Source organism: Kribbella sindirgiensis (assembly GCF_004331435.1).
Classification (GTDB): domain Bacteria; phylum Actinomycetota; class Actinomycetes; order Propionibacteriales; family Kribbellaceae; genus Kribbella; species Kribbella sindirgiensis.
In genome coordinates this window covers 386,474-407,874 of record NZ_SJKA01000006.1, presented here as the reverse complement: position 1 = coordinate 407,874, position 21,401 = coordinate 386,474, and the positions used below count along the sequence as shown (strand labels likewise).

Sequence of the window (21,401 nt, the reverse complement as noted above, 5' to 3'; positions counted from 1 at the left end):
CGGGCGGGTTCCGTGCACGAGAAAAGGTCGACGGTCAGCCGTGGCAGTTTGCGGAGCTGTCCCACGGCTGCCAGCCGCGAGCGCGGTACAGGTCGTAGGCGGCGTGGATGTTGTCGGCCGAGCTCAGCGCCCGGTCGATCTTCTCGCCGGCGTCACTGCCCGGCAGGTACTCCTGGAGAGTTCCGCCGGTGTTGAACTGGAACACCCCGACGTCCTTTGTTCCGTTGGTGTTGAGACCGACGGCGATCGGGTTGAGCCCGGACTCGCAGCGGGCGACCCGGACGGCCTTGTTCGCGATCGCTGCCGGGAAGACGGCGCGAATCTGACTCTCGACTGTCGCGTCACAGGCGACGGCCAGACCCTCGTCCGGGTCGGCGAGCTTGGCCCGGGTCACCGATCCCACCACGCCGACCATGTCCAGCCGGTTGCGGCCCTGGAAGGCGTACACGCGCATCCGGGTCGCCGTACCGAACTGTCCGTCGACGTCGAGCTGGTTGCCGCAGTTGAGCCCCAGCTCGTTGAGCCGCCGCTGCAACCGCTCCACGCAGCTGCCGGACTCGCCGTACTCCAGCTCGACGTCGCACAGCGTGACTGCACTGGTGCCGGCCTCTGCCGCGGCGGCCGGCCCCGGGCTCAACGCGATCGAACTGACCGCGACGAGCACCGCACTCAGCAGCGCGGCCGATCGTTTTCGAAACCGGAATCCCTCGTCCGAACTCATCGCTTCTCCTCCTCGGGCGGTACCTGCGGGCGAACTGGATTCCGAGGCTAGGAGCCGCCGCTGGCGTGCTGCTGCCAGTACTCCGCCAGTACTGCCAGTACGGCGCGCTTCGGGCGAGCCCGTACACGTTCCTCGTCGGTAGGATGAGCGCGGTACCTCGAAACCGCAGGCCCGACGGTCTGCCCGCCCTGAGCAGGTACGAGTGATCGAAACCGATATCGCCGGACAGCTTCGCGCTCATCGGCAGCGGGCCGGCCTGACCCAGCGGCAGCTCGCCGACCGGGCGGGTGTGAGCCCCTCCGTGATTCGCGACCTCGAGCAGGGCCGGACGAGATACCCGAAACGCGAGTCGGTCCAGGCGATCGCCGCGGCTCTGGAGTTGCCCGAGCCCGACACAGCGAACCTGCACGCTGCTGCGGGAGCCCGTGCTCGCACCGGCGCGCCGGCGGTCGAGGGCGGTCCGTTGCGCATTCGCGTGCTCGGTCCGATCGAGGTCTGGCACGGCGAGGTCCAGGCACCACTCGGCTCCGAACGGCAACGCACGCTGCTCGCCCGGCTCGCGCTCGCAGGAGGCGCGGCGGTCAGCCAGGAAGAGCTCGTCGAGCTTCTGCGGAGGCCGGGTGAAGCTCCGCGACCGATGAGTCTGCTGCACACCCACATCGCCAGGCTGCGACGGCTGCTGGACTCCGGATCGCAAACCGGCAGCGTGCTCGTCGGTGGCCAGAAGGAGTACAGGCTCACGGTCGGCGCCGCGCACCTCGATCTGCTGGCGTTTCGAGACCTCACCTCGCGGGCCGCGCACTGCGGCCCGGAGGTCGCCTTCGCCCGGCTCGCGGATGCCGTCGCGCTGTGGCGCGGTGAAATCGACGCCGACCGGTTGGCGTCGAGCCCCCTCTATGCCGCGACAATCGCGGAGTACGGTGCCGTCGTTCAGACGTTCGCGGCGCTTGCTCGAGATCTCGGCCGGCCGGACGACGCGCTGAAGCCGTTGCAGGACCTGACGCTGCGGCGTGAGCTGGACGAGCCGCTGCACGTCGCGCTGATCCTCACTCTCGCTGCGAGTGGTCGCCAGGCGGAAGCGCTCGCGGCGTACGACCGGATCCGGCTGGCACTTGCCGACCAGCTCGGCATCGACCCAGGAGAGTCGCTCCGGTCGGTTCAGCTCGCCGTACTCCGCCAGCAGGAGGTACGTCGCGTCCGGCCGGCAGCGATCCAGCAGACACCCGCCGCGCCGCCGGACTTCGTCGGCCGGAACGGTGAACTGACCAGCATCCAGGCCGCGCTGTCCCGGCCGGGCGAGACACCCGCGCCGGCTGCACCCAGGATCGTCCTGATCGCCGGCGTCGCGGGCATCGGCAAGACCGCGCTCGCTCTGGCCGCCGCGCAGCGCTTGCGTGGACGGTACCCGGACGGTCAGCTGTACGCCGATCTGCGCGGCGCCACCGAGACCGCGCCGGAACCGATGCAGGTGCTCGGCCGATTCCTGCGAGCACTCGGCGTACCCAGCCGACAGATCGGTACCGACGAGGCCGAGGCGGCGGCGTTGCTGCGGAGCGAACTGGCCGGCCGGCGGATGCTGATCCTGCTGGACAACGCTCACGACGCGGACCAGGTCCGGCCGTTGCTGCCAGGGGCCGGAGGCAGCGATGTCGTCGTGACCAGCCGACGCCGGATGCACGGCCTCGCGGGAGCGTTCGTGCTCGACCTCGAGCCACTCGACCCGGAGGAGTCGGTCGCTCTCATCGCCGCGACCGCCGGATCACACCGGGTCGACGCCGACCCCGCCGCCGCGAGTGCGCTCGCCGAGGCCTGCGCACGGCTGCCCCTGGCGCTGCGCATCGCGGGCGCGCGGCTGGCCACCCGGCAGGCGTGGACGATCGACGACCTGACCCGCAGACTCGGCGACGAGCATCACCGGCTCACCGAACTGTCCACCGACGACTCGAGCGTGCTCAACAGCTTCCAGCTCAGCTACGCCGACCTGAGCCCGGCGGCGCAACGCGCGTTCCGGCTGTGCAGCCTCCATCCCGGCGACGACTTCGGCGCGGACGGTACCGGCGTACTGCTCGGCCTGCCGCCGGCCGAGGCCGACCGGCTGCTGGAGAACCTGCTCGAGGCGAACATGCTGATGCAGTACGCACCGGACCGCTACCGATTCCACGACCTGCTCGGTCTGTACGCCCGCCGGCTGCTGAGCGACGATGCCGAGACCGGCACCGCGCGGTCCCAGCTGTACTCCTGGTACGCCGAAACCGCGACCGCAGCAATGGAGTGGGCCTATCGCCAGCTCGTGCGACTCAGCGGGCATCCGGCGCGTGAGGCGTTCTTCGCGTCCGAGGCAGATGCGCTGTCCTGGCTGGATGCCGAGCTGCCGGCATTACTTGCCGTGGTCGGCGCGACGGCTCGGTCCGCCGACCCCACGCTGTCCTGGCAGATCACTGACCAGCTCCGCGGCTACTTCATGATCCGTCGGCACGTCGACGGCTGGCTGGGCGCGGCCGAGGCAGGGCTCGACGCCGCCACCAGGACCGGCGATGCCACCGCACGGACGGCGATGCTGATCAGCCGCGGTCATGCGCACTGGTCGGTCGGTCGCGACGACGAGGCGCTGGCCGATTTTCTCGCCGGCGAGCAGCTCGCGGTCGCGACCGGTTGGACGATGGCCGTTGCGTACCTGTCCCACGACATCGGCTGGCTGCACCTAGATCACGGCCGGCTCGCGGAAGCGCACAACTGGTTCGACCGTGCACTGCAGCTGACCGAACACGACAAGACCAGCCACGTGCGAGCGGTCGCGCTCAACGCACTCGGCGTCATGAACCTGCACCAAGGGCAGCTCCGCGACGCCGCCGATCTGCTGTCCGCGGCCTTGGAGATCAACAAGGAGAACGGCAGAGAGCTGTCGGCGCTGGCCAACAGCGGCAACCTGGCGAGCGCGCTCCGTCAGGCCGGCGAGGAGACGCAAGCGTCCGCACTGCTGACCGACGTACTCGCGGACTACCGCAAGAGATCCAACCTTCGCGGTGAGTTGTCGACGTTGGACGAATGGAGCAAGCTGCACCGGCAGCGCGGGGACACCGCCACAGCGCTCCAGGTCGCCAGACGCGCTCACGAGCTGGCCAACACGGTCCGGGACCGCAAGGCGATCGCGCAGACCGCAGCCACCGTGGCGCAGGCACACCTCGCCCTCGGCGACGCCACCGCGGCCGCCCAATGGTTCGACGACAGCCTGACGATCGCCCGCAGCGTCTACCCCTTCATCGAGGCACGCGCCCTTCTCGGCCTCGCCACCGCCCGCCTCGCCGCCAACGAACCAACCTCAGCAAGGCACGCAGCCAACCAAGCCCTCACTATTGCCACCACCTGCGGATTCCACCTACTAGCCCAGAAGGCGTCCGCCGTACTCCACCTCTCGGCCCAGCCCTAGCTCCTGGACTTCAGAGTTGCTTTCCAGTTGTCGAGGTAGGTCTCGATGTAGGTGAGGTCGCGGAGGTACCCAGCACCGTGGCGCCACGGCTCAGGCTGTTCCCATTGGGCCTGCCAGCCAGGTCGGTCTTCGGAGGCCCAGATCCGCATGGTGTCGTAGGCGGCGCGGACCCGAACGGGAATGGTGTCGAGCAACGTGTCCCACTGCTCTTGGGTGCAGCCGTAGGCATCCCGGATACGCGCAAGCCGTTCGCAGACCGCAGTCGGGCTCGGCCATCCCATAGCTTGCAGATTCTCGGGCGCGGCCAACGGAACGAGTGTGTAGGCGAGGTACGCCAGATCCCACATCCGCGGCCCGGGCGCCGCGGTATCCCAATCCACAAAGGCCACGACCGAACCGTCGCGAGCAATGAGGTTCCACGGCGCAACGTCGTTATGGCAGATCACCTCCGGCTCACCAACCGCCACAGGCGCCAACTGCCACGCGCCCGCCGCCGGCCTCCACCCCTCGACCACGTCGTGATACCGGCGCAACAGCGCCGCCGCACTCTCGAGCACCCCCGACATCGGACCAGGCGGCCAAGGAGTATCACCTGGCACCAGGGACAGGATCTCCCGCCCGTCCTGATCAACCCCGAGAAACCGCGGCGCTCCAGCAAACCCGCGGGCTTCGAGATACTTGAGAAGCTCATGAACAGACGCCGACCACGGCCCGACCGTACGCCGAATCGTCTGCCCGACCTGCGTTACCTGGTTGATGCCTCCGTCGACCCGGCGTTCCTCCATACCTCATACGATATGACGCACCATGAGCACGCGTTTGACCGTCGCCACCCTGAACGTGCGTGGGCTTCCGCTGAAGGGCTCCCGCCTCGGCGAGCGGTTCGCCGCGATCGCGGACGAGTTCGATGCCGCCGACATCGATCTGGTCTGCCTGCAAGAGGTGTTCGCCTACCATCACCTGGCGCACCTCCGGAAACGGATGCCGTCCTTCCCGTACGTCGCCTACCGGCCGTCGGCGATCGGCCCAGCCGGCGGCCAGGTCACGCTGTCACGGCTCCGGCCGGCAAGCACGACGTACGCCGGACTTCCGTGGTCGTCGCGTCCCTCGGCACTGCCCCTTCGCGCGCGACTCAATGCCCTCCACAGCGGGATGCTCACCGTTCGGCTGGCCGACTGCCGCGTACTTAACGTCCACCCGATGGCCAACACGGACGGCGACTGGTCTGAGCAGAATCGGTTCTATGAGCTGCAGCGCGATCAGTTCAGTGCGCTGGCGCGGGCCGTCTCAGCCGAGAACTCGCCGGCGGTGGTGTGCGGAGATTTCAACGTCTCCCAGGCGAGCACGCTGCATCGTGAACTCCAGCAGCGGACCGGTCTGCGCGATGCGTTCAGTCGCCTGTGCCCACCGACGTTCCACGCCGAATACCTTGCACCAGGCAACAAACCACACTGCATCGACTTCATCCTCGCCGCGGAGACGATCGGCGTGGACAGCACCGAGCTTCTGTTCACCGACAAGCGCGTCCTCCGCAGCGGTCCGACGTACCTCTCAGACCACATCGGTCTCCTGGCCCGTCTCCGGATCCCCGACTAGCACCTCGCCCATCGGGACTTGGCTCAGGAGTTCGGTTGCGTCGTCGTTGTCGGGGTTGAGGTCGATGGCGCGTTGGAGGGCGGATCTCGCGAGGTCGTGTTGACCGTCCAGTTGGTGGGCCCATCCGGTCATCGTCCAGGCGTCGGAGGAGTCCGGGCGCACCTCGGTCCACACGCGCAGGAGTGGCCAGACCAGGCTCGGGCGGTGCAGTTCGATCGCTCCCCAGGTGGCGTCGGCGAACCGTTCGTCGTCGAGGTCGAACTCGGCCGGGTCGACCGCGGCCAGCCGGCGGAACTCAGCCTCGGCGGCTTCCGGCCCCGATGCTGTCAGCACCTCGGCAACAGGCCCGACGATCGAGCGCGGCATGGCGCGCAGATCGACCATCCCATCAGGCTTCGCCGAGAGCGGGACATCGGCAAGGGCGACGTCGAGCGCTGCCGCCGCGATGTCCGACGCAGGGATGTTGTTGGAGTTGGCCAGCACGACAACGCCGGTCCGCCGCTCAGGCACCATCACGAACCTCGACCCGAACCCAGGGTCCGACCCGGCATGGCTAACGGTTCGATGCCCGCGGTAATCGCCCACGAACCAGCCGAGCCCGATCTCCCCCATCCACGGCGGACGCCCCACCGGCATCATCGGCTGCCACAGCTGCTCGCGTACAGCAGGATCCAGCCGCGCCCACTGCCCGTCGGATCCCGCGGCCGGCTCGAAGTAGGCCACCATCCAGCGACACAGCTCGAGCACGCTGGAGTGCAGAGTCGAACTCGGGGCATGGCGCCTGGTGTACGGGTACGAGCCCTCAGGCACTGCAAGCGGCATACCCACATGCGGTGCGGCGGCCAGGTCCGGAGGTACGTCGCCACGCAGGAACGTGCTGTTCTGCAGCCCGAGCGGGTCCAGGACCTGTTGCCGCATGGCCTCCTCGAACGTCGTGCCGGTCACCCTGGACAGCAACAAGCCGAGCAGCTCGAACCCCGCATTGGAATAGGAGAATGTCGAGCCCGGCTCCGACTGCAACCGCCAGTCCGAGATACTGCGAGCGAACTCGCTGAGCGCGTCGTCCCCGAGCTGAGGATCGTGCCACTCGTAGTCCTGGACGTCCGGGAGTCCGCTCGAGTGGCTCAGCAGTCGCCGAGCTGTGACCTCCCCTTGCCGACCATCAGCGAGCGTGAATTCAGGCACCCATTCGGTGATCGGAGCATCAAGATCGAGCACCGGCTCACCGTGAGTCGCCGCCGCGGACACGATCGCGGTCGCGACGAAGGGCTTCGACACCGACGCCAGGTGGAACATCGTCTCGGGCGTGACCGGCGTACCGGCCCCGGCGTCACGGACGCCGAACCCACGCGCGACGACCTCCTCATCCCGCACCACGGCAACAGCCAGGCCTGCCACGTCGTGCGAGCCGAGATAACTCTCGACCCGCGGCCACAACCCTTGCTCCACACGCCCCCGAAGACCCGCCCCCACGTCCATCATTCGAGAGTACGCCCACCTGCGGATCCCGGACTCCTGATTTCCCTATCGGGTCAAGGTGAGCGGCGATGGGGTCAGAAGGTGGCAATCGGGTTGACCGGACTGCCCGACGTACCGGCGAAACGGACGGGCGCGACCGCGAACTGGAAGTCCCACTGGCCGAGTTCGGCAGCTGTGGCCACGCACTCCTCCAGGTCGCAGTTGTCGAGCATCCACAGCCCCATCGCGACGAGGCTCACGGCGTGCACCGGCATCAGTACGTCGTCGTACCCCGACGGCTGTACGTCCTGGGGCGTGTCGGCACCGATCAACGCGACCTCCCGTTCCTGCAGCCACGGCAGACAGGACACGTGCCACCCGGCCTGCGTGATACCCCCGGACTGGCCGGACTCGTGGCGGGCGCGGCCGTACCCGGTGCGCAGGAGTACCGCATCGCCGGACTGGACCCGCACTCCCTGACGATGTTCGGCCTCCTCGAGATCCTCGGGAAACACACCCTCACCAGGCTCCAGCCAGGGGACGTCGCGGACCGCGGCAACGTCCAGCAGGACACCACGTGTGACGATCCCGTTCGCCGCCGCCGTGACGGCCGCCCACGCTGATCCCGTCGCAGCGTCGACCAACTCATGCGACCGCCCGTTGTACATCTTGCCGTCCCAGAACAGATGGCAGGGCGAGTCGAGGTGCGTGATCGTGTTGCCGTGGAACATCATGCCGAGCCGCTCGTTCGAGAACCCCCAGCGGCGGTCGTTGTGGAACAGCGGCGGCATGTGCTCGGCCCCCGGCATGTCGGCCGCACACGGGCACGAGTTCGTCGCCCGCTCCATCTCCTCCGGTACGGCGACCTCCCACGCACACGACACGCTCCGCCCATGCCGCACAGCCCGCGCCGCCCCCAACCGAACCTCGTCAGTGACGTGATTCAAAGTCCCCAGCTCATCGTCCTCCCCCCACCGCCCCCAGTTGGACAACCCCTCGAAGTACCCAAGAACCTCATCCTGCGTAGGCACCGTCATCCCACCATCAACTCCTCCAAGCGACCTGACCTGCATGAAACTACATCGACAGGCCAGGGGGCGATCGATCAGGCGGGACCGCGTTGGAAGGCTGCGCGGTAGGCGCTTGGGCGGCGGCCTGTGTGGCGGGTGAAGAGGGCGGCGAAGGTGCCGGCGTCCTGGTAGCCGACTCCGGCGGAGATGCTTGCGACCGTTCGGTCCGTCGTCTCTAGGAGGTGGCGGGCGCGACGGACACGCGACGCCTGCAGGTAGTCGAGCGGGCTCTGGCCGGTCTCGTCCGCGAAGCGGCGCAGCAGCGTTCGCGTGCTGACGTTGAAGTCTGCGGCCAACGCACCGAGGTCGTAGCGTGCGGCAAGGTTCTGGTCGAGTCGTCGCATGACCCGGCGGGAGAACTCGTTTCCGGGGCGGGGCAGAAGGCGCGCGTCGACGTACGGCGTCTGGGACGATCGCGCGTCGTCGACGAGCGCCATCCGCGCGGTCGACCGTGCCACGCGGGCACCGCTGTGTTCGCGGATCAGTTCCAGCGCGAAGTCGTACATGGCGCTGAAGGCCGCGGTCGTGGTCACCCCCGTATCGGTGACGACGAGACGTTCGGGCTGGACGTCGGCAGCGGGGCAGCGTCGCGCCAGTTCGTCGGCGAACAGCCATGCCGTCGTCGCCCGGCGGCCGTGGAGCACTCCCGCCTGCGCAAGCAGGAACGCCCCGACACAGATCGACACCACCACGTTGCCCGCGCTCGCGTGTGAGCGGATCGCCGCAACCTCCGGGGCGAGCGACGCGAGTTTCGCGTCCACGTCGAGACCCGGCGCCAGCTCGAACCCCGGTACGACGAGGACATCCACGTCGCGCAGCGGAGACACCGCCAACGACGTACCACCCGATGCGGCGACCCGCCGACGGGGCGAAACGATCGATACCTCGTAACCGACGTGGTCCGGACCAGCGATGTGAGTGGCCATCGTCAACAGATCGGGTACGCCGAACACCTCGGACGCGAAGCAACCCGGATAGGCCAGGACACCGATCCGTAGTGCGCTCACGATCACCTCCTGTGGCGAGATTACCGCCATATGTGGCGATCTGGCCCAGCGCTTTGTACGGCGGATCGGGCCACGCTGTCGGCATGAGCGCCGCCGACCTTGATGACGCGATCACCGACTTCGCTCGCCGAGACGTGGACGTGGACGGGGTGGTGAAGACGGTGTACGTCGCCGGTACCGGCCCGGCTGTGGTGCTGATGCCGGAGATGCCCGGTATCAGCCCAGACGTCCTTCGGCTGGCGCGGTGGGTGCGGGATGCGGGCTTGACCGTCTACGTCCCGTCGCTCTTCGGGGTCGACGGTGCGTATCCCACCGCCGAGGGTGGTCGCGAGGTGGTACGGCGCGCGTGCGTCAGCGCCGAGTTCCGCGCCTTCGCCAACGGCGGCACCAGCCCCGTGACCGTGTGGCTCCGTGGTCTCGCACGACAGGCTCACGCCGAATGCGGTGGTCCGGGAGTTGGTGCGATCGGCCTGTGCTTCACCGGCAACTTCGCACTCACCATGGCACTCGAGCCGGCCGTCATCGCGCCAGTGGTCAACCACCCGTCACTGCCACTGGACGACCCCGCCGGGCTCGAACTCAGCGACGAGGACGCGCACGCGGTCCGGGATCGCATCGCGCGCGACAGACTGACCGTCCTCGCGTACCGCTTCGACAACGACCGCTGGTGCACCGGCCAACGCTTCGCCGCCTACCAAGCCCTCCTAGGCGACACCTTCGACGGCCGCGTTCTCCCAGGCCGCTCCTCGAACCCCAACCCACCCCCGTTCTTCCGCGACGTCGTCGAGACCCCTCACAGCGTCGTCACAGCCCACCTCGTAGACGAGACAGGCCACCCCACCCTGAAGGCCCGCGACGAAATCCTCACCTTCCTCACCACCCGCCTGGGACAACGACGGGTCTGAGCACCCTCTGCGGGGGCAGGAGACAGGTTATTGCGTGCCTCCAGCCACCAGTTCCTGTCCGCCGCCACCATTTCGGCACGGAGCTGGGGACTGCTACCCACCTGCAATGACCAGCCAGAATCCCCAGTCGCCCGAGCCGCTGCGGGTTTGTGCAGGGTCGACAGGACATATCCGTCCCTGCCCGTCGAACCGGCCGCTGCCCCGGTGCGCAGTGGCAGGTAGTACACGTATACGTCCTGTCGACCGTGCACTTCCCCGACGGCCCGCCGTACCCGTGAGTGCGGTGAACAGGTTGCCGGGACAACAGACACCGTCCGGGCGCTGCGGACAGGCAATACCAGCTGCGACCCCACCAGAACCTGTCGCACCGCCCCACAGTTCACCCACACCTGCGGCAGGAGAGCCATCTATTGCCTGTTCCCTGCCTCCAGCACCTGTTCAAACCTGGGGCGACCCTGGCCTTCACCGAGGCGGTGCGGCGAACGGCGGACTTGCTGTCGTCGCGGCGTTAGACTCGCCGGGCATGGGACTTCTCACGTTCAGCCTCAACGTCACCCTGGACGGTTGCGTCGACCACCAGGTGGGAATCGCCGACGACGAGTCGCACGCCTACTTCACCCGCGTCATGGACGAAGGCGGGGCCATGCTGTGGGGTCGCGTCACCTACGAACTGATGGAGAGCTACTGGCCGGCCGTCGCCCGCGGCGACGAGGAAGCGCCGCCGGCCCTGCGCGAGTGGGCGGTCAAACTGGAGGCCAAACCCAAGTACGTGGTGTCCTCGACGCGCACGGACTTCTCGTGGGCCAACAGCCACCACCTCGCCGGCGATCTGCGCGACGGCGTACAGAAGCTCAAGGACGCGACCCCGGCCGGGGTCCTCCTGGGAAGCGGCAAGCTCGCGACGGAGCTCGACCGGCTGGACCTGATCGACGAGTACAGGCTGCTCGTCCAACCCAGGATCGCCGGCCACGGCCCGACGCTGTACGAGGGCGGGCTGCCCACCACGCGCAAGCTCGAACTGCTCTCGGCGGAGCCGCTCAGGAGCGGCATCGTCGCCATGCACTATCGCCGCGCAGACTGAATCGCTGGAGCCCAATCTGCCTCAGCTGGGCATCTTGCTCACTCGACCTGCCACCGTCGGCCGGACGCCACTGGAGCGAAATCTCAACGGAGGCGTCGGAGCGCTGACTCGACGGCGACCTCGACCCGGGAAGTCATTCCGCGAACATCGACGGGACGGCGTCCAGCGACCTGTCGATCAATCCACTTCGCCCCGCTGTCGTCATAGTGCAACAGCGCATACAGGTCCCACCACGGATCGAGAGTCACCCCGGCGATCGACTCGTAGAGCGACCGAAGCTCCTCCGACCATTCAGGCGAGTGGAGCGCCGCCAGGTATCGCCGACACTGCCCGACGTCAATCGCGCGCGAACCCCGATGGATGCCGTTCCAGTCGGTCAGCCCCGTGATCTTCCCGCGCGACCACAGCAGGTTGACCGGCAGGAAATCGCAGTGCAGAAAGACGGCAGGGTCCTCGGGCGGCGGCGCGGCCATGACATCGAACGCCGCCTTCCACACAGTCGGCTTCTGTGCACCGGCCGGCACCTTGAGGTCATCCAGAGGAGCGATCCAAGAATCCTTCCAAGGCCTGAGCCTCTTCGCGGGGAGATCGAGGGAATGCAGGAAAACAGCGAGTTCCGCGATCCTCGTCATCCACTCCCGAGGCTCCGCCGGATTGAGTTCAACGTGCCCCGGCAAGCGTGTCATCAGCACCGACGGCGAGCCGCCCGTCGACGTACCAGCAACGTCAGTAGCCAGGATGCTCGGAACCGGGAGCCCACTTCCCGCCACCACACCAAGGTTGGCGATCTCCTTCTCCACGGCCTCCTGCAGGCCGAGCCCGCCCGGATACTGACGCAGTACGACGAACGTTCGCACTCCACGTCGCTCGACCGTCAACCGATGCACAGAGGAGCACACGCCACCCGTCAATCGGCGATGACCCACGACGCGACTGCCCCGACCCATCGACGCCGCAACCCAGTCGAGAGTCTCCGCGGAAGGGCGCCGCTGCCTGAACCCGCTCTCCCTCCAGTCACCTTCGGTCACAACCGCGAGCCTATGCATCAGATGCTTTTGGCGATAAGGATTTTCCAACCCAGCGATCCGCCTCGCGGACGACTGCCGCCATCTCGAACGGCACGTAAGCCCGTGGCCGTCCGTGCCTGGACAACCCGTTCTGACTCAGCTCAACCCCCAGGGCGCACGCCGATCAGAAGAAACTAGCGGGCGTCTTCGGAGTCGGCGGCGGACAGCGTCTCGGCCCACTCGGCGGCCCACCGGCCGAGCGGGCGCAGCGCGCGATGGACTCCGTGACCCAGTTCGGTGAGGGCATACGTGCTGTCCGGATGCTGTTCGACGAGAGCGGCATCGACCAGCTCAGTCAGCCGTTGCCGCAGCACGCTGGAGGACATGTTGTCGCAGCGCTCTTGCAACGCCCGAAACCCGATCGGCCCGTGCTGCAGTTCCCAAACGATCCGCAGATTCCACCGACGGCCGAACAGGTCAAGCGCGGCCATCAGCGGCCGCCCGGTACTCGACCCTCGAACGGCCTGCCCCGGCCTAGGTGCCGCCATCCGCCGTACCACCCCTCTTGCTGCTTCGATATCAGACACACTATCGTGCTCCCTGTGCTTCGATTTCCGAAGCACTTGGACAGCGACGGCCTCGGTGTTGTGGTCGCTCGCCACTGACCGGAGGCCGTTATGCACAAGGTGTTGGTCCTGTATCCCGAGCCCGTCGACCCCGACCACTTCCGCGACTACTACGTGAACAAACACCTCCCGCTGGTCGCGCAGTGGCCAGGCGTACTCGCATGGCGCTACAGCTTCGAGGTAGCGGCGAAACAGGGAGAGTCGCCGTACTTCGCAGTCTTCGAGGCCGAGTTCGCCGACGAGGCGGCGTACGAAGCGGCGAGCGCGTCCCCGCAAGGCCAGCAACTGTCCGCCGACGTCGCCAACTACGCCACCGGCGGCGTGGTCGTCGTCCACTATCCGGTGCAGAACGGCACCTCCTGAGCCTGCCCCTGAGGCACCGCCGCTGAGCCACACCCTTGCGGAGTCGTATGCACGAGTACGCCGTTCCGGATATCCGATTGACAGCGGACGGCGCCGATCGATCCGATGGGCTCGTGAGCCCCCGCAAAACCCACGCCGACCAGGCCAAAATCGACACATCTCTCGTCCGCGAACTGGTCGCCGCGCAGTTCCCACAGTGGGCCACGTTGCCACTCGAGCCGGTCGACTCCGCTGGCTTGGTGAACGCGATCTACCGCCTCGGCACCGACCTGTCCGTACGGCTACCTCACCGCCCCTCGATCACCGACATTGTCCGGCGGGAGCAGGCGAAACTCGCGGCCCTCGCGCCGTACCTGCCAGTGCCCATCCCCTCCGTCGAAGCGATCGGCTCACCCACCGAGGCCTACCCCGGCGAGTGGTCCATCCACCGCTGGCTCACCGGCACACACCCCACCCCCGACGCACTGGCCGATCCACGCGGGCTGGCAACGGACCTCGCCGCGTTCATCCTGGCGTTCCGCCAGATCGACCTACCTGACCGCCCACCGGCCTACCCAGGCGAACGCCGAACGCGCGCTCCCATGTCCTCGATGGACTCCCCAACGCGAGAGGCCATCAACGAACTGGACGGCCTCATCGACACCCAGGCAGCCCTGACCTCATGGGAGGAGTCACTAGCCGCGCCGTACGACGGCCACGAGGTCTGGGTCCACTCAGACCTAACGCCAAGCAACTTGCTGGTCTCAACCGAAGGCCGCCTAACCGCAGTCCTCGACTTCGAGACAAGCGGCGTAGGCGATCCAGCATGCGACCTGTTCCCCGCCTGGTACCTCCTCCCCGCAAACGTCCACAACGAGTTCCGCACCACACTGAACGTCGACGACCCAACCTGGCTCCGCGCCCGCGGCCGAGTACTGTCCCAAGCCCTGATCGTCCTGCACCACTTCAAAGACACGAACCCAGCCCTCGCAACCTACGCCCTTCACGAGCCGCGCTGCGGACCATCACGCCGTTCCAGCTATGGGTGCACGCAACCCGCCACGCCGGCAACTCGCGACGGAGACGAGTGGCTCATGGTTCAGGACCCCCCTCGGGCAGCGTCGGCGTCCTGTCTGAGTGCCGCGACCACGACCTTGTCGTAACGTCGGCACATGATCCAAGAGGTGCACACCGGAGTCGTCAACACCTGCCCGAACCTTGGCGCGAGTCCCGCCATATCACCGGCCCAAGCGAGCCATGCCTCAACCTGCGGGATGTCGGCGTGACGCCGCCCACCCTGCTACTTGTCGACCTCGACGCTGACCTCGTCTCAGCCTGGCGTGAGGTCTTCGCTGCGCAGATCGACGAGGGCGCGATCGAGGTGCGGCAAGGATCATTGTTGGACGTGCTGCCGGAAGTCGGTGCCGTTCTGACGGCAGGAAACAGCTACGGGCAGATGGATGGCGGTGTCGATCGAGCGCTCGCAGGGTACTTTCCCGATGTTCAGCGGTCGGTCTGGGCGGCGGTGGCTGACGAGCATCACGGCTACCAACCGGTCGGGGCAGCGAGTGTGGTTCCCACTGGCGGCGAGCCCTGCCGATGGCTCATCTACGCACCGACCATGCGCGTGCCGATGCCGCTGTCAGGCGGGATGGACATCGCTGTGCACGACGCTTTCTGGGCCGCCCTGTTGGCCGTCGGCCGCCATCCGGAAACCAACACGCTCACGAGAGTCGCCGCGCCCGGCTTCGGTACGGGGTACGGCCGCGTGCTGCCTGGGCGGGCCGCACAACTCATGGCCGCCGCCTACACCATGTGGCGTCTGCCAGCCGCCACGCGCATCTCGCAACGCGAGGAACTGCTTCACCGGTCGGAGGCTGAGGCAACGGACCTACAGTCGCCCGCGAACTGATAGTCACGCAGGCCACGCGAAAGGCCGGTCTCCTCAAGCGGGAAACCGGCCTCTGACCTGCGGTGGAGCTTAGGGGATTCGAACCCCTGACCTCTTCCATGCCATGGAAGCGCGCTACCAACTGCGCCAAAGCCCCGCGGTGTCTTGCGACTCCGAAAGCTTAGCGGATGAGGGCCTGCAAAGAAAAATCGGTTCCCTCGTGGGGCTGGTGAGGTACGCGACAAGCTGTTTGCGGTGCGACAGGAGGTTGATGGGTGCGGTCTGTTTGCTGCTCACAGTACGTCGCAGCGCGGCTCCCGGAGGCGGACGGGGCCGCGATAGCCGGTGCCTGTCACGCCGCTCGACGGGGTGCATCCGATCCGCCGGAGCAGTACGCCAAGCACCAGTCCGCGCGCCGCCGGAGGCGGCTATAAGACAGTCGCCGCGAAGCGGTGTCCGCTACTTCCTCCCACCACAGTTCGTACGCCGTGGGCGCCGCGCCGGAGGCGGCCAGAAAGCAGCCGCCGCGAAGCGGTGTCCGCTACCTCCCCCACCACAGCTCATGCGCCAGGGGCAGTACGCCGTTGCGCGCTGCCGGAAGGCAGTCGGCGCGGAGCGGTGTCCTTAGCGTTGGGGGTCGTCGCTCATTACTGGTTCGGGGAGGGAGCCGGCGTTCCATTCCTCGATTCGCCAGCCGGAGCGGCCGGGGAGGAGGGAGACCCAGTTGCAGTTGGCGAGGCCTCCGAAGGCGGGCCAGCTTGTCTGGGGGATGCCGAGGAACAGGCAGATGCCGACGCGGGCGGCGAGGCCGTGGGTGGCGATCACGATGGTGTCCTCGGAGGAGCCTTCCGCGGAGATCCGCGTCAGGGCTTCGGCGAAGCGGGTGGCGACTTCTTCGACGGTTTCGCCGTTGGAGCCGCGGCGCTGGGGTTCGCCGCTGCGGATGCGGGTGGCGGCCTCGGGGTTGATGGCCGCGAGCTCGGCCATGGTGAGGCCGGCCCAGTCGTCGACGTCGATCTCGCGGAGCGCCTCGTCGTACTCGATCTTCAGGCCGGTCAGCAAGGAAAGCTCACCGGCGGTGGCGGCCGCGCGCTTGAGGTCGCTGGCGAAGAGCCGGGTGGGCGCGAGGGATGCGAGCCGAGCGGCAGCGGCGCGGGCCTGGCCCAGGCCGACCGCGTCGAGCGGGATGTCGGCCTGGCCCTGGATCTTGTCCTGCAGGTTCCATTCCGTCCGGCCGTGCCGCCAGACGATCAGTCGGCCCGCGCTCATTCGGCCGGAGCCGAGCCAGGGACCGGCGACGGCAGCGGGATGACCGGGCAGTCGCGCCACAGGCGCTCCAGCGAGTAGAACGAGCGCTCCTCGTCGTGCTGGACGTGGATGACGATCTCAAGGTAGTCGAGCAGCACCCAGCGGCCTTCGCGGGCGCCCTCCCGGCGGACCGGCTTGGCGTCGAAGTCGACGCGGAGTTTCTCCTCGATCGCGTCCACGATCGCGCGCACCTGGCGGTCGTTGGAGGCGGACGCGACCAGGAACGCGTCGGTGATGGCGAGTTGCTCGGACACGTCGAACGCGAGGACGTTCTCGGCCTTCTTGTCGTGGGCCGCTTCCGCAGCCGCGGTCAGCAGCTCGATGGCGCGTTCACTGGCAGACATTGACGTCCTAACGGTTGGTGTAGAGCTCACGCTTGGCGATGTATTGGACGATGCCGTCCGGCACCAGGTACCAGGTCGGGTTCCCCTTGGCGACCCGGGCGCGGCATTCGGTCGACGAGATCGCCAGCGCGGGTACCTCGAGCAGGGTGATCCGATTCATCGGCAGCTGGTCCAGCGGCAGTTCGAGTCCTTCGGTACCGGGGCGCGTACAGCCGACGAACTGGGCCAGCTTGAACATCTCGTCGACGTCCCGCCAGGTCAGAATCTGGGCGAGTGCGTCGGCGCCGGTGATGAAGAACAGCTCGGCGTCCGGATACAGCCTCGACAGGTCGCGCAGGGTGTCGATCGTGTACGTCGGACCGGGCCGGTCGATGTCCACGCGGCTGACCGAGAACCGCGGGTTCGACGCGGTCGCGATGACCGTCATCAGGTACCGGTCCTCGGGCGGGGAGACCTTGCGGTCCGACTTCTGCCACGGCTGGCCGGTCGGGACGAAGATCACCTCGTCGAGGTCGAAGTACGACTGCACCTCGCTGGCCGCCACCAGGTGCCCGTGATGAATCGGGTCGAACGTGCCGCCCATCACGCCGATGCGCCGTACCCGCTCCACCGCAGCCATGCCCATCGCGCCGCTCAGCTGTGCGGCCGGCCCTTGCCCATGATGACGGTGACGAGCAGCAGCAGGACGAGGACGAAGAGCGCGAATCCGCCGTACCACCATTTCGAGATGTGCTCGGCCTCGACGGCGGCCTCTTCGACGACCGCCATCAGCGGCATCAGGTGCGTTTGCATGAGGCAGAGCCTATCTCGTGGCGGTGGATACGACAGCGACCGGTGGCCCCGGACACTCGCCGCGGGACACCGGTCGCGATAGGAAGGTCAGCTGTGGCGGCCGTTGCGGGTCAGCAGCCGGCGCCAGGAAGACGGTACGGCGTGCGCGCGGCGGGCCTGCGCGGCGGCGCGATGCATCTCGTCGATACGGGCACGGGCAACTTCGGGGGTGATCATGGTTCCTTCACAGGGTTGGTACGGCGGAACCGGGGCGGACTGTCCCCGGTACCTCAAATTGTACGGCAAGAGTTACGCTCTCACAAACGAATTGAAGGCGCAGGGCATGCCTGGCCTTGGAATCTGCGGTGAACAGGAGGCGTCATGGACGCGATCGATCGGCAGCTGATCGAGGCGCTCCGGCTGAACGGCCGCTCCAGCTGGGCCGAGCTCGGCCGGGAGGTCGGCCTGTCCGGCCCGAGCGTCCAGGAGCGGGTACGGCGGCTCGAGGAGCGCGGCGTACTGCTCGGCTATCGCGCAGTGGTCGCCCCGGACCAGGTCGGTCTCGGGACGAGCGCGCTGATCGGACTGTTCCAGCGCGATGACGTCGAGACCGACGACATCGTCGATCAGGTCCGCGAGATCCCCGCGGTCGAGGACTGCTGGTTCGTCGCCGGCGACCAGGAACTCGTGGTGAAGGTCCGGGTCGCCGACGTGACGCAACTGGAGGCGGTCGTCGGCTCGCTGCGCCGTGTGAACGGAGTGGTCAGGACCCGGACGACTGTTGTGCTGTCGACTCGCTGGGAAGGACGTCCCGCACCTTTACCCGAGTGAGCAGCAGTACCGCGCCCGCAGCCAGCGCTAGGCCCGCGGCCACGGGGTAGAGCAGTTGCGGCGCGTGCTGGTACGTCGTACCGCCGATCGCCGGCGCGAGGAACATGCCGCTGATCGACGCGGCGGCGTACAGGCTGGAGTACCGTCCGACCATCCCCTCCGGCGCCGCGTCGGCCACATGGGCGGTGGCGGTCGGCTTGTAGAGCATCTCCCCCGCCGTCATCACCGCGATCGCCAGCGCAGCCCCGCCGAGCGCCGGCCAGACGCCGAGGACCGCGAGCCCCAGGCCGATGCACGCGAAGCCGGCCGCGATCACCCGGGTCGCGCGATGACCCTGGAGGCGTACGGCGATCGGCGCCTCGAACAGGACGATGACGACCGAGCTCGCCCCGAGCAGTACCCCGTACGCGACCGCCGGCGTCCCCGCGTCGCGCAGAAGCAGCGGCATCGTGGCGAAGATCTGCCGGTAGACGGTGTCGACCACCACGATCGTCGCCAGCACCACCAGGACCGAGCGATCTCTGAAGACGGTCCGCCACAATCCTGTTGTCAACAATCTGGTTGTCTGCTGTCCGCTCGGGACCCAGCGCCAGACGATCACGGCCATGACGAGGCTGGTGACGGCGTCGACGACGAAGACCAGCGAGAAGTCGTACGCCGCGAGCAGGCCGCCGAGGGGCGGTCCGATGGTGAAGCCGGCGTTGCTGGCGGTGCGGGACAGCGCGATGCCCTCGCGGCGGCGCTCGGGTGGGAGCGAGGTGGCGACGAGGGCACTGAGATTCGGACGACCGGCGCCGCCGAACAAACCGGCTAGCGCTGCTAGAAAAGCTAGCGACGCTCCCGGCGCGAAGGGCATGGCGGTGCATGCGATCGCCCACAACAGCTGGCTCGCGACGGCCGCCGTACGCAGCCCGAATCGGTCGCCGAACCAGCCGCCGCCGAGGTTGCCGCCGAGCAGGCCGATGCCGTACGCCGCCGCGGCGAAGCCGGCCTGCTGTGCCGACATACCGCGGTCCTCGACGAGGTAGAGCGTGAGGTAGATCCAGGCAAGCGCGCCGGCCCCGTTGACGAGCTGGCCGACCATCACCGCCTGGAGCCAGGTGGGCAGCTCCGCGATTCGGCGCCAGTACACGTCCGCCCCCTCCCGTACAGTGAGTTCCTGTTGGGAACTTACTCGACTGACCGATCCGGCGGCAACCGGGATTCCAAGGAGGGCGGACGTGCGGCGGAGCACCTTCTCGCCGGAGCCGGATTGTGCGATCGCGCAGTCCCTCGGCGTCATCGGCGACGGCTGGGAACTGCTGATCGTCCGCGATCTGGCCCGCGGGTTGGCGCGGTTCGACGAACTGGCGGGGTCGTTACACATCTCCCGGAAAGTGCTGACCGAGCGCCTGAACGGCCTGGTCGACAGTCAGATTGTCAACAAAACCGCTTACCAGGACCGGCCGACGCGCTACGCGTACGAGCTGACGCCGCGCGGGCGCGCGCTGCTGCCGGTCCTCGTCGCGCTGCAGGACTGGGGCGATCGCTGGCTGCTCGGGGACGGATCGCTCACCGGGACGAACGCCGCGGACGAGCCGCCGGCGCAGCGCCTGCACGAACTGGTGGGCCAACGGGTGCCGTACGTCGCGTTGCCGTCGATCGCCGGTACGACGGTCGACGTGGTGGACCCAGACGCGCGCGCAACGGTGCTCTTCGGGTATCCGGCGACGGGACGACCAACCCGGCTACCGGACGGCTGGGACGAGATCGCCGGGGCGGCCGGATGCACGCTGGAGAACCGGCTCTTCGCCGGCCGGTACGACGAATTCGCGGCCCAGCGGATCGCGGTCCGCGGGGTGAGTACGCAGCGGACTGACGAGCAGCAGGCGTTCGCTCGGGCGGAGGAAATCCCACACCTACTGCTGTCCGATCTCGAGCTGGAACTGGTGGCGGCGCTGCGATTGCCGACGTTCCGGGCCGGTGGGTACGAGCGGTTGAAGCGGGTCGTGCTGGTGGTGGGCGCGGACCGGGTGGTGCAGGCGGTGCGATACCCCGTCACCGACGTCGCGGATGCGGTCGACTGGGCGCTCACGACTGCTTGAAGAACGCCTTCACCTCCGCGGCGACGCGTCGTACCGCCTCGGGCTTGCCGTTCGGGTTGACGCCGCCGGGGTCCGACGACGAGCCGTGGTCGTAGCCGTCGAACTCGATGCGGCGGCAATGCGGCAGGACCTTCTCCAGGGTCGCCCGGCCGGGACCGAGGCTGGGAAGACCTTTACTTGCGCCGAGGAGCAGGACCTCGGCCTCGACGGTGCGGAACGCGTCGAAGGAGCCGCCCAGTTCGGCGATGATCGTGCCCTCGGCATGGATCGTCGGGGCCAGTTGGCGCATGGTGATCGCGCCGGCGTCGGCCTGGCGCTCCTCCTTCGCCATCATCTTCTCCGTGGTCCAGCGCAGCAGACCGCGCGGCATCGCCTTGAGGAACGCCGGCGCCATCTCGAAGCCGAACATGCTCGTCACCATCGCCCCGGCGACGTCACCGCGGGCGATCTCCTGGTCGAACCGTTCCAGCCACTCGCGATGCGGCGCGCCGTCGGCGACGATCGCGGGCTCGTAGAGCGCGATCTGCTTCAGGTTCGGGAGGGTGCGGGCGGCCTCCAGGACCACCGCTCCCCCGGCGCTGACACCGAACGCGCGTTCCGCTCCGGCTGCGGTGAGTACGGCGTTCAGGTCCTCGATCTCGGTGCGGACGGTGTGGTCCGGCTTGTGCGGGCCGGAGAGTCCGCGGCCGCGACGGTCCGGGAGGTAGACGGTGAACTCGTCGGACAGCGCCTCCGCCAACAGAGTGTGGCTGCGGGCCGACTCCATGCTGCCGTGCAGGACGACGACCGCCGGGCCTTCACCGGTCTTGTAGTAGCCGATCTCGGTGCCGTCGCGGGAGGTGACGGTGCCTTGGGTCAGTTCCGCTGCTCTCATGGATCGATAGTTACATGGGTTCTAGTTACATTGCAACTAGTATCTTTGCACCCTTATG

At 68.0% G+C, this 21,401-nt stretch carries 23 protein-coding genes and 1 tRNA gene; 9 read left to right on the top strand and 15 right to left on the bottom strand.

The window, feature by feature from the left end:
- Nucleotides 1–34: 34 nt before the first annotated feature.
- The gene (locus E0H50_RS19765; protein WP_131290521.1) at nt 35–721 is read right to left on the bottom strand and encodes a peptidoglycan-binding protein; all 687 of its coding nucleotides are present in this window, start codon (nt 719–721) and stop codon (nt 35–37) included.
- A gap of 202 nt (nt 722–923) precedes the next feature.
- Between E0H50_RS19765 and E0H50_RS19760 the strand changes: the two genes are divergently transcribed.
- The gene (locus tag E0H50_RS19760; RefSeq protein WP_131290518.1) at nt 924–4,148 is read left to right on the top strand and encodes a BTAD domain-containing putative transcriptional regulator; all 3,225 of its coding nucleotides are present in this window, start codon (nt 924–926) and stop codon (nt 4,146–4,148) included.
- Here E0H50_RS19760 and E0H50_RS19755 read toward each other — a convergent pair.
- Nucleotides 4,145–4,933, bottom strand: a complete 789-nt coding sequence (locus E0H50_RS19755; protein ID WP_131290515.1) for a phosphotransferase — start codon at nt 4,931–4,933, stop codon at nt 4,145–4,147. The genes E0H50_RS19760 and E0H50_RS19755 overlap by 4 nt on opposite strands.
- A 22-nt stretch (nt 4,934–4,955) precedes the next feature.
- Between E0H50_RS19755 and E0H50_RS19750 the strand changes: the two genes are divergently transcribed.
- Nucleotides 4,956–5,744, top strand: coding sequence for an endonuclease/exonuclease/phosphatase family protein (locus E0H50_RS19750; RefSeq protein ID WP_131290512.1), 789 nt, complete (start codon nt 4,956–4,958; stop codon nt 5,742–5,744).
- Here the strand turns inward: E0H50_RS19750 and E0H50_RS19745 are convergent.
- The 3 genes from E0H50_RS19745 to E0H50_RS19735 form a co-directional block, all read right to left on the bottom strand.
- A complete protein-coding gene (locus tag E0H50_RS19745; protein WP_165547215.1) occupies nt 5,700–7,223 on the bottom strand; it encodes a serine hydrolase domain-containing protein in 1,524 nt (507 codons plus the stop codon). The two genes, E0H50_RS19750 and E0H50_RS19745, sit on opposite strands and share 45 nt — an antisense overlap.
- A 74-nt stretch (nt 7,224–7,297) precedes the next feature.
- Nucleotides 7,298–8,149 (bottom strand): cyclase family protein, encoded by an 852-nt coding sequence (locus E0H50_RS19740; RefSeq protein WP_238151083.1) that lies wholly within the window; start codon nt 8,147–8,149, stop codon nt 7,298–7,300.
- 158 nt (nt 8,150–8,307) lie between these two features.
- Complete coding sequence (locus E0H50_RS19735; RefSeq protein WP_202868218.1) at nt 8,308–9,279, bottom strand: GlxA family transcriptional regulator; 972 nt, start codon at nt 9,277–9,279, stop codon at nt 8,308–8,310.
- Between the two features lie 83 nt (nt 9,280–9,362).
- Between E0H50_RS19735 and E0H50_RS19730 the strand changes: the two genes are divergently transcribed.
- Both E0H50_RS19730 and E0H50_RS19725 read left to right on the top strand, forming a co-directional pair.
- Nucleotides 9,363–10,184, top strand: coding sequence for a dienelactone hydrolase family protein (locus tag E0H50_RS19730; RefSeq protein ID WP_131290504.1), 822 nt, complete (start codon nt 9,363–9,365; stop codon nt 10,182–10,184).
- A gap of 523 nt (nt 10,185–10,707) precedes the next feature.
- Entirely contained in the window at nt 10,708–11,265 is a 558-nt protein-coding gene (locus E0H50_RS19725; protein ID WP_131290501.1) for a dihydrofolate reductase family protein, read from the top strand.
- 83 nt (nt 11,266–11,348) lie between these two features.
- Here E0H50_RS19725 and E0H50_RS19720 read toward each other — a convergent pair whose 3' ends face one another.
- Both E0H50_RS19720 and E0H50_RS19715 read right to left on the bottom strand, forming a co-directional pair.
- The gene (locus tag E0H50_RS19720; protein ID WP_238151107.1) at nt 11,349–12,212 is read right to left on the bottom strand and encodes a phosphotransferase family protein; all 864 of its coding nucleotides are present in this window, start codon (nt 12,210–12,212) and stop codon (nt 11,349–11,351) included.
- A 254-nt stretch (nt 12,213–12,466) separates the two neighbouring features.
- Nucleotides 12,467–12,763, bottom strand: coding sequence for a winged helix-turn-helix transcriptional regulator (locus E0H50_RS19715; protein WP_238151082.1), 297 nt, complete (start codon nt 12,761–12,763; stop codon nt 12,467–12,469).
- 186 nt (nt 12,764–12,949) lie between these two features.
- Between E0H50_RS19715 and E0H50_RS19710 the strand changes: the two genes are divergently transcribed.
- From E0H50_RS19710 to E0H50_RS19700, 3 genes are all read left to right on the top strand, one after another.
- Nucleotides 12,950–13,261 carry an EthD family reductase gene (locus E0H50_RS19710; protein ID WP_131290492.1) on the top strand — a complete coding sequence of 104 codons (312 nt, stop codon included), beginning with the start codon at nt 12,950–12,952 and terminating at the stop codon, nt 13,259–13,261.
- Nucleotides 13,262–13,374: 113 nt separating this feature from the next.
- Entirely contained in the window at nt 13,375–14,403 is a 1,029-nt protein-coding gene (locus E0H50_RS19705; protein ID WP_131290490.1) for an aminoglycoside phosphotransferase family protein, read from the top strand.
- Between the two features lie 119 nt (nt 14,404–14,522).
- On the top strand, nt 14,523–15,152 hold the full coding sequence (locus E0H50_RS19700; RefSeq protein WP_131290487.1) for a macro domain-containing protein: 630 nt from the start codon (nt 14,523–14,525) through the stop codon (nt 15,150–15,152).
- A 63-nt stretch (nt 15,153–15,215) separates the two neighbouring features.
- Here the strand turns inward: E0H50_RS19700 and E0H50_RS19695 are convergent.
- The 6 genes from E0H50_RS19695 to E0H50_RS44225 all read right to left on the bottom strand — a co-directional run bounded on the left by E0H50_RS19695 (nt 15,216) and on the right by E0H50_RS44225 (nt 17,791).
- A tRNA-Ala gene (locus tag E0H50_RS19695) sits at nt 15,216–15,288 on the bottom strand.
- 467 nt (nt 15,289–15,755) lie between these two features.
- The gene (locus tag E0H50_RS19690; protein WP_131290484.1) at nt 15,756–16,400 is read right to left on the bottom strand and encodes a histidine phosphatase family protein; all 645 of its coding nucleotides are present in this window, start codon (nt 16,398–16,400) and stop codon (nt 15,756–15,758) included.
- Complete coding sequence (gene rsfS, locus E0H50_RS19685) at nt 16,397–16,783, bottom strand: ribosome silencing factor (protein WP_131290481.1); 387 nt, start codon at nt 16,781–16,783, stop codon at nt 16,397–16,399. Before rsfS ends, E0H50_RS19690 begins: the two co-directional genes overlap by 4 nt.
- A gap of 7 nt (nt 16,784–16,790) precedes the next feature.
- Nucleotides 16,791–17,408 (bottom strand): nicotinate-nucleotide adenylyltransferase, encoded by a 618-nt coding sequence (gene nadD, locus E0H50_RS19680; protein ID WP_420323252.1) that lies wholly within the window; start codon nt 17,406–17,408, stop codon nt 16,791–16,793.
- A gap of 8 nt (nt 17,409–17,416) precedes the next feature.
- Nucleotides 17,417–17,575: a hypothetical protein gene (locus E0H50_RS43025; RefSeq protein ID WP_165547213.1), complete on the bottom strand. Its 159-nt coding sequence runs from the start codon at nt 17,573–17,575 to the stop codon at nt 17,417–17,419.
- Between the two features lie 87 nt (nt 17,576–17,662).
- Nucleotides 17,663–17,791 (bottom strand): hypothetical protein, encoded by a 129-nt coding sequence (locus E0H50_RS44225; RefSeq protein ID WP_272948514.1) that lies wholly within the window; start codon nt 17,789–17,791, stop codon nt 17,663–17,665.
- Between the two features lie 144 nt (nt 17,792–17,935).
- Between E0H50_RS44225 and E0H50_RS19675 the strand changes: the two genes are divergently transcribed.
- Entirely contained in the window at nt 17,936–18,385 is a 450-nt protein-coding gene (locus E0H50_RS19675) for an Lrp/AsnC family transcriptional regulator (protein WP_131290477.1), read from the top strand.
- On the opposite strand, the gene E0H50_RS19670 is transcribed toward E0H50_RS19675, so the two are convergent.
- Complete coding sequence (locus E0H50_RS19670; RefSeq protein ID WP_238151081.1) at nt 18,318–19,517, bottom strand: MFS transporter; 1,200 nt, start codon at nt 19,515–19,517, stop codon at nt 18,318–18,320. The genes E0H50_RS19675 and E0H50_RS19670 overlap by 68 nt on opposite strands.
- Nucleotides 19,518–19,605: 88 nt before the next feature.
- Here E0H50_RS19670 and E0H50_RS19665 point away from each other — a divergent pair, with 88 nt between their 5' ends.
- Nucleotides 19,606–20,469, top strand: coding sequence for a winged helix-turn-helix transcriptional regulator (locus E0H50_RS19665; RefSeq protein ID WP_131290474.1), 864 nt, complete (start codon nt 19,606–19,608; stop codon nt 20,467–20,469).
- Here the strand turns inward: E0H50_RS19665 and E0H50_RS19660 are convergent.
- Complete coding sequence (locus tag E0H50_RS19660; RefSeq protein WP_131290471.1) at nt 20,456–21,343, bottom strand: alpha/beta fold hydrolase; 888 nt, start codon at nt 21,341–21,343, stop codon at nt 20,456–20,458. The genes E0H50_RS19665 and E0H50_RS19660 overlap by 14 nt on opposite strands.
- Nucleotides 21,344–21,401: the final 58 nt, after the last annotated feature.

Coding starts and splice junctions, on each gene's coding strand:
- E0H50_RS19660 (WP_131290471.1), bottom strand. CDS start 21,343: ATGAGAGCAGCGGAACTGACCCAAGGCACCGTCACCTCCCGCGACGGC.
- E0H50_RS19715 (WP_238151082.1), bottom strand. CDS start 12,763: ATGGCCGCGCTTGACCTGTTCGGCCGTCGGTGGAATCTGCGGATCGTT.
- E0H50_RS19730 (WP_131290504.1), top strand. CDS start 9,363: ATGAGCGCCGCCGACCTTGATGACGCGATCACCGACTTCGCTCGCCGA.
- E0H50_RS44225 (WP_272948514.1), bottom strand. CDS start 17,791: ATGATCACCCCCGAAGTTGCCCGTGCCCGTATCGACGAGATGCATCGC.
- nadD (WP_420323252.1), bottom strand. CDS start 17,408: ATGGGCATGGCTGCGGTGGAGCGGGTACGGCGCATCGGCGTGATGGGC.
- E0H50_RS19745 (WP_165547215.1), bottom strand. CDS start 7,223: ATGGACGTGGGGGCGGGTCTTCGGGGGCGTGTGGAGCAAGGGTTGTGG.
- E0H50_RS19755 (WP_131290515.1), bottom strand. CDS start 4,933: ATGGAGGAACGCCGGGTCGACGGAGGCATCAACCAGGTAACGCAGGTC.
- E0H50_RS19690 (WP_131290484.1), bottom strand. CDS start 16,400: ATGAGCGCGGGCCGACTGATCGTCTGGCGGCACGGCCGGACGGAATGG.
- E0H50_RS19765 (WP_131290521.1), bottom strand. CDS start 721: ATGAGTTCGGACGAGGGATTCCGGTTTCGAAAACGATCGGCCGCGCTG.
- E0H50_RS19710 (WP_131290492.1), top strand. CDS start 12,950: ATGCACAAGGTGTTGGTCCTGTATCCCGAGCCCGTCGACCCCGACCAC.
- E0H50_RS19725 (WP_131290501.1), top strand. CDS start 10,708: ATGGGACTTCTCACGTTCAGCCTCAACGTCACCCTGGACGGTTGCGTC.
- E0H50_RS43025 (WP_165547213.1), bottom strand. CDS start 17,575: ATGCAAACGCACCTGATGCCGCTGATGGCGGTCGTCGAAGAGGCCGCC.
- E0H50_RS19720 (WP_238151107.1), bottom strand. CDS start 12,212: ATGGGTCGGGGCAGTCGCGTCGTGGGTCATCGCCGATTGACGGGTGGC.
- E0H50_RS19675 (WP_131290477.1), top strand. CDS start 17,936: ATGGACGCGATCGATCGGCAGCTGATCGAGGCGCTCCGGCTGAACGGC.
- rsfS (WP_131290481.1), bottom strand. CDS start 16,783: ATGTCTGCCAGTGAACGCGCCATCGAGCTGCTGACCGCGGCTGCGGAA.
- E0H50_RS19750 (WP_131290512.1), top strand. CDS start 4,956: ATGAGCACGCGTTTGACCGTCGCCACCCTGAACGTGCGTGGGCTTCCG.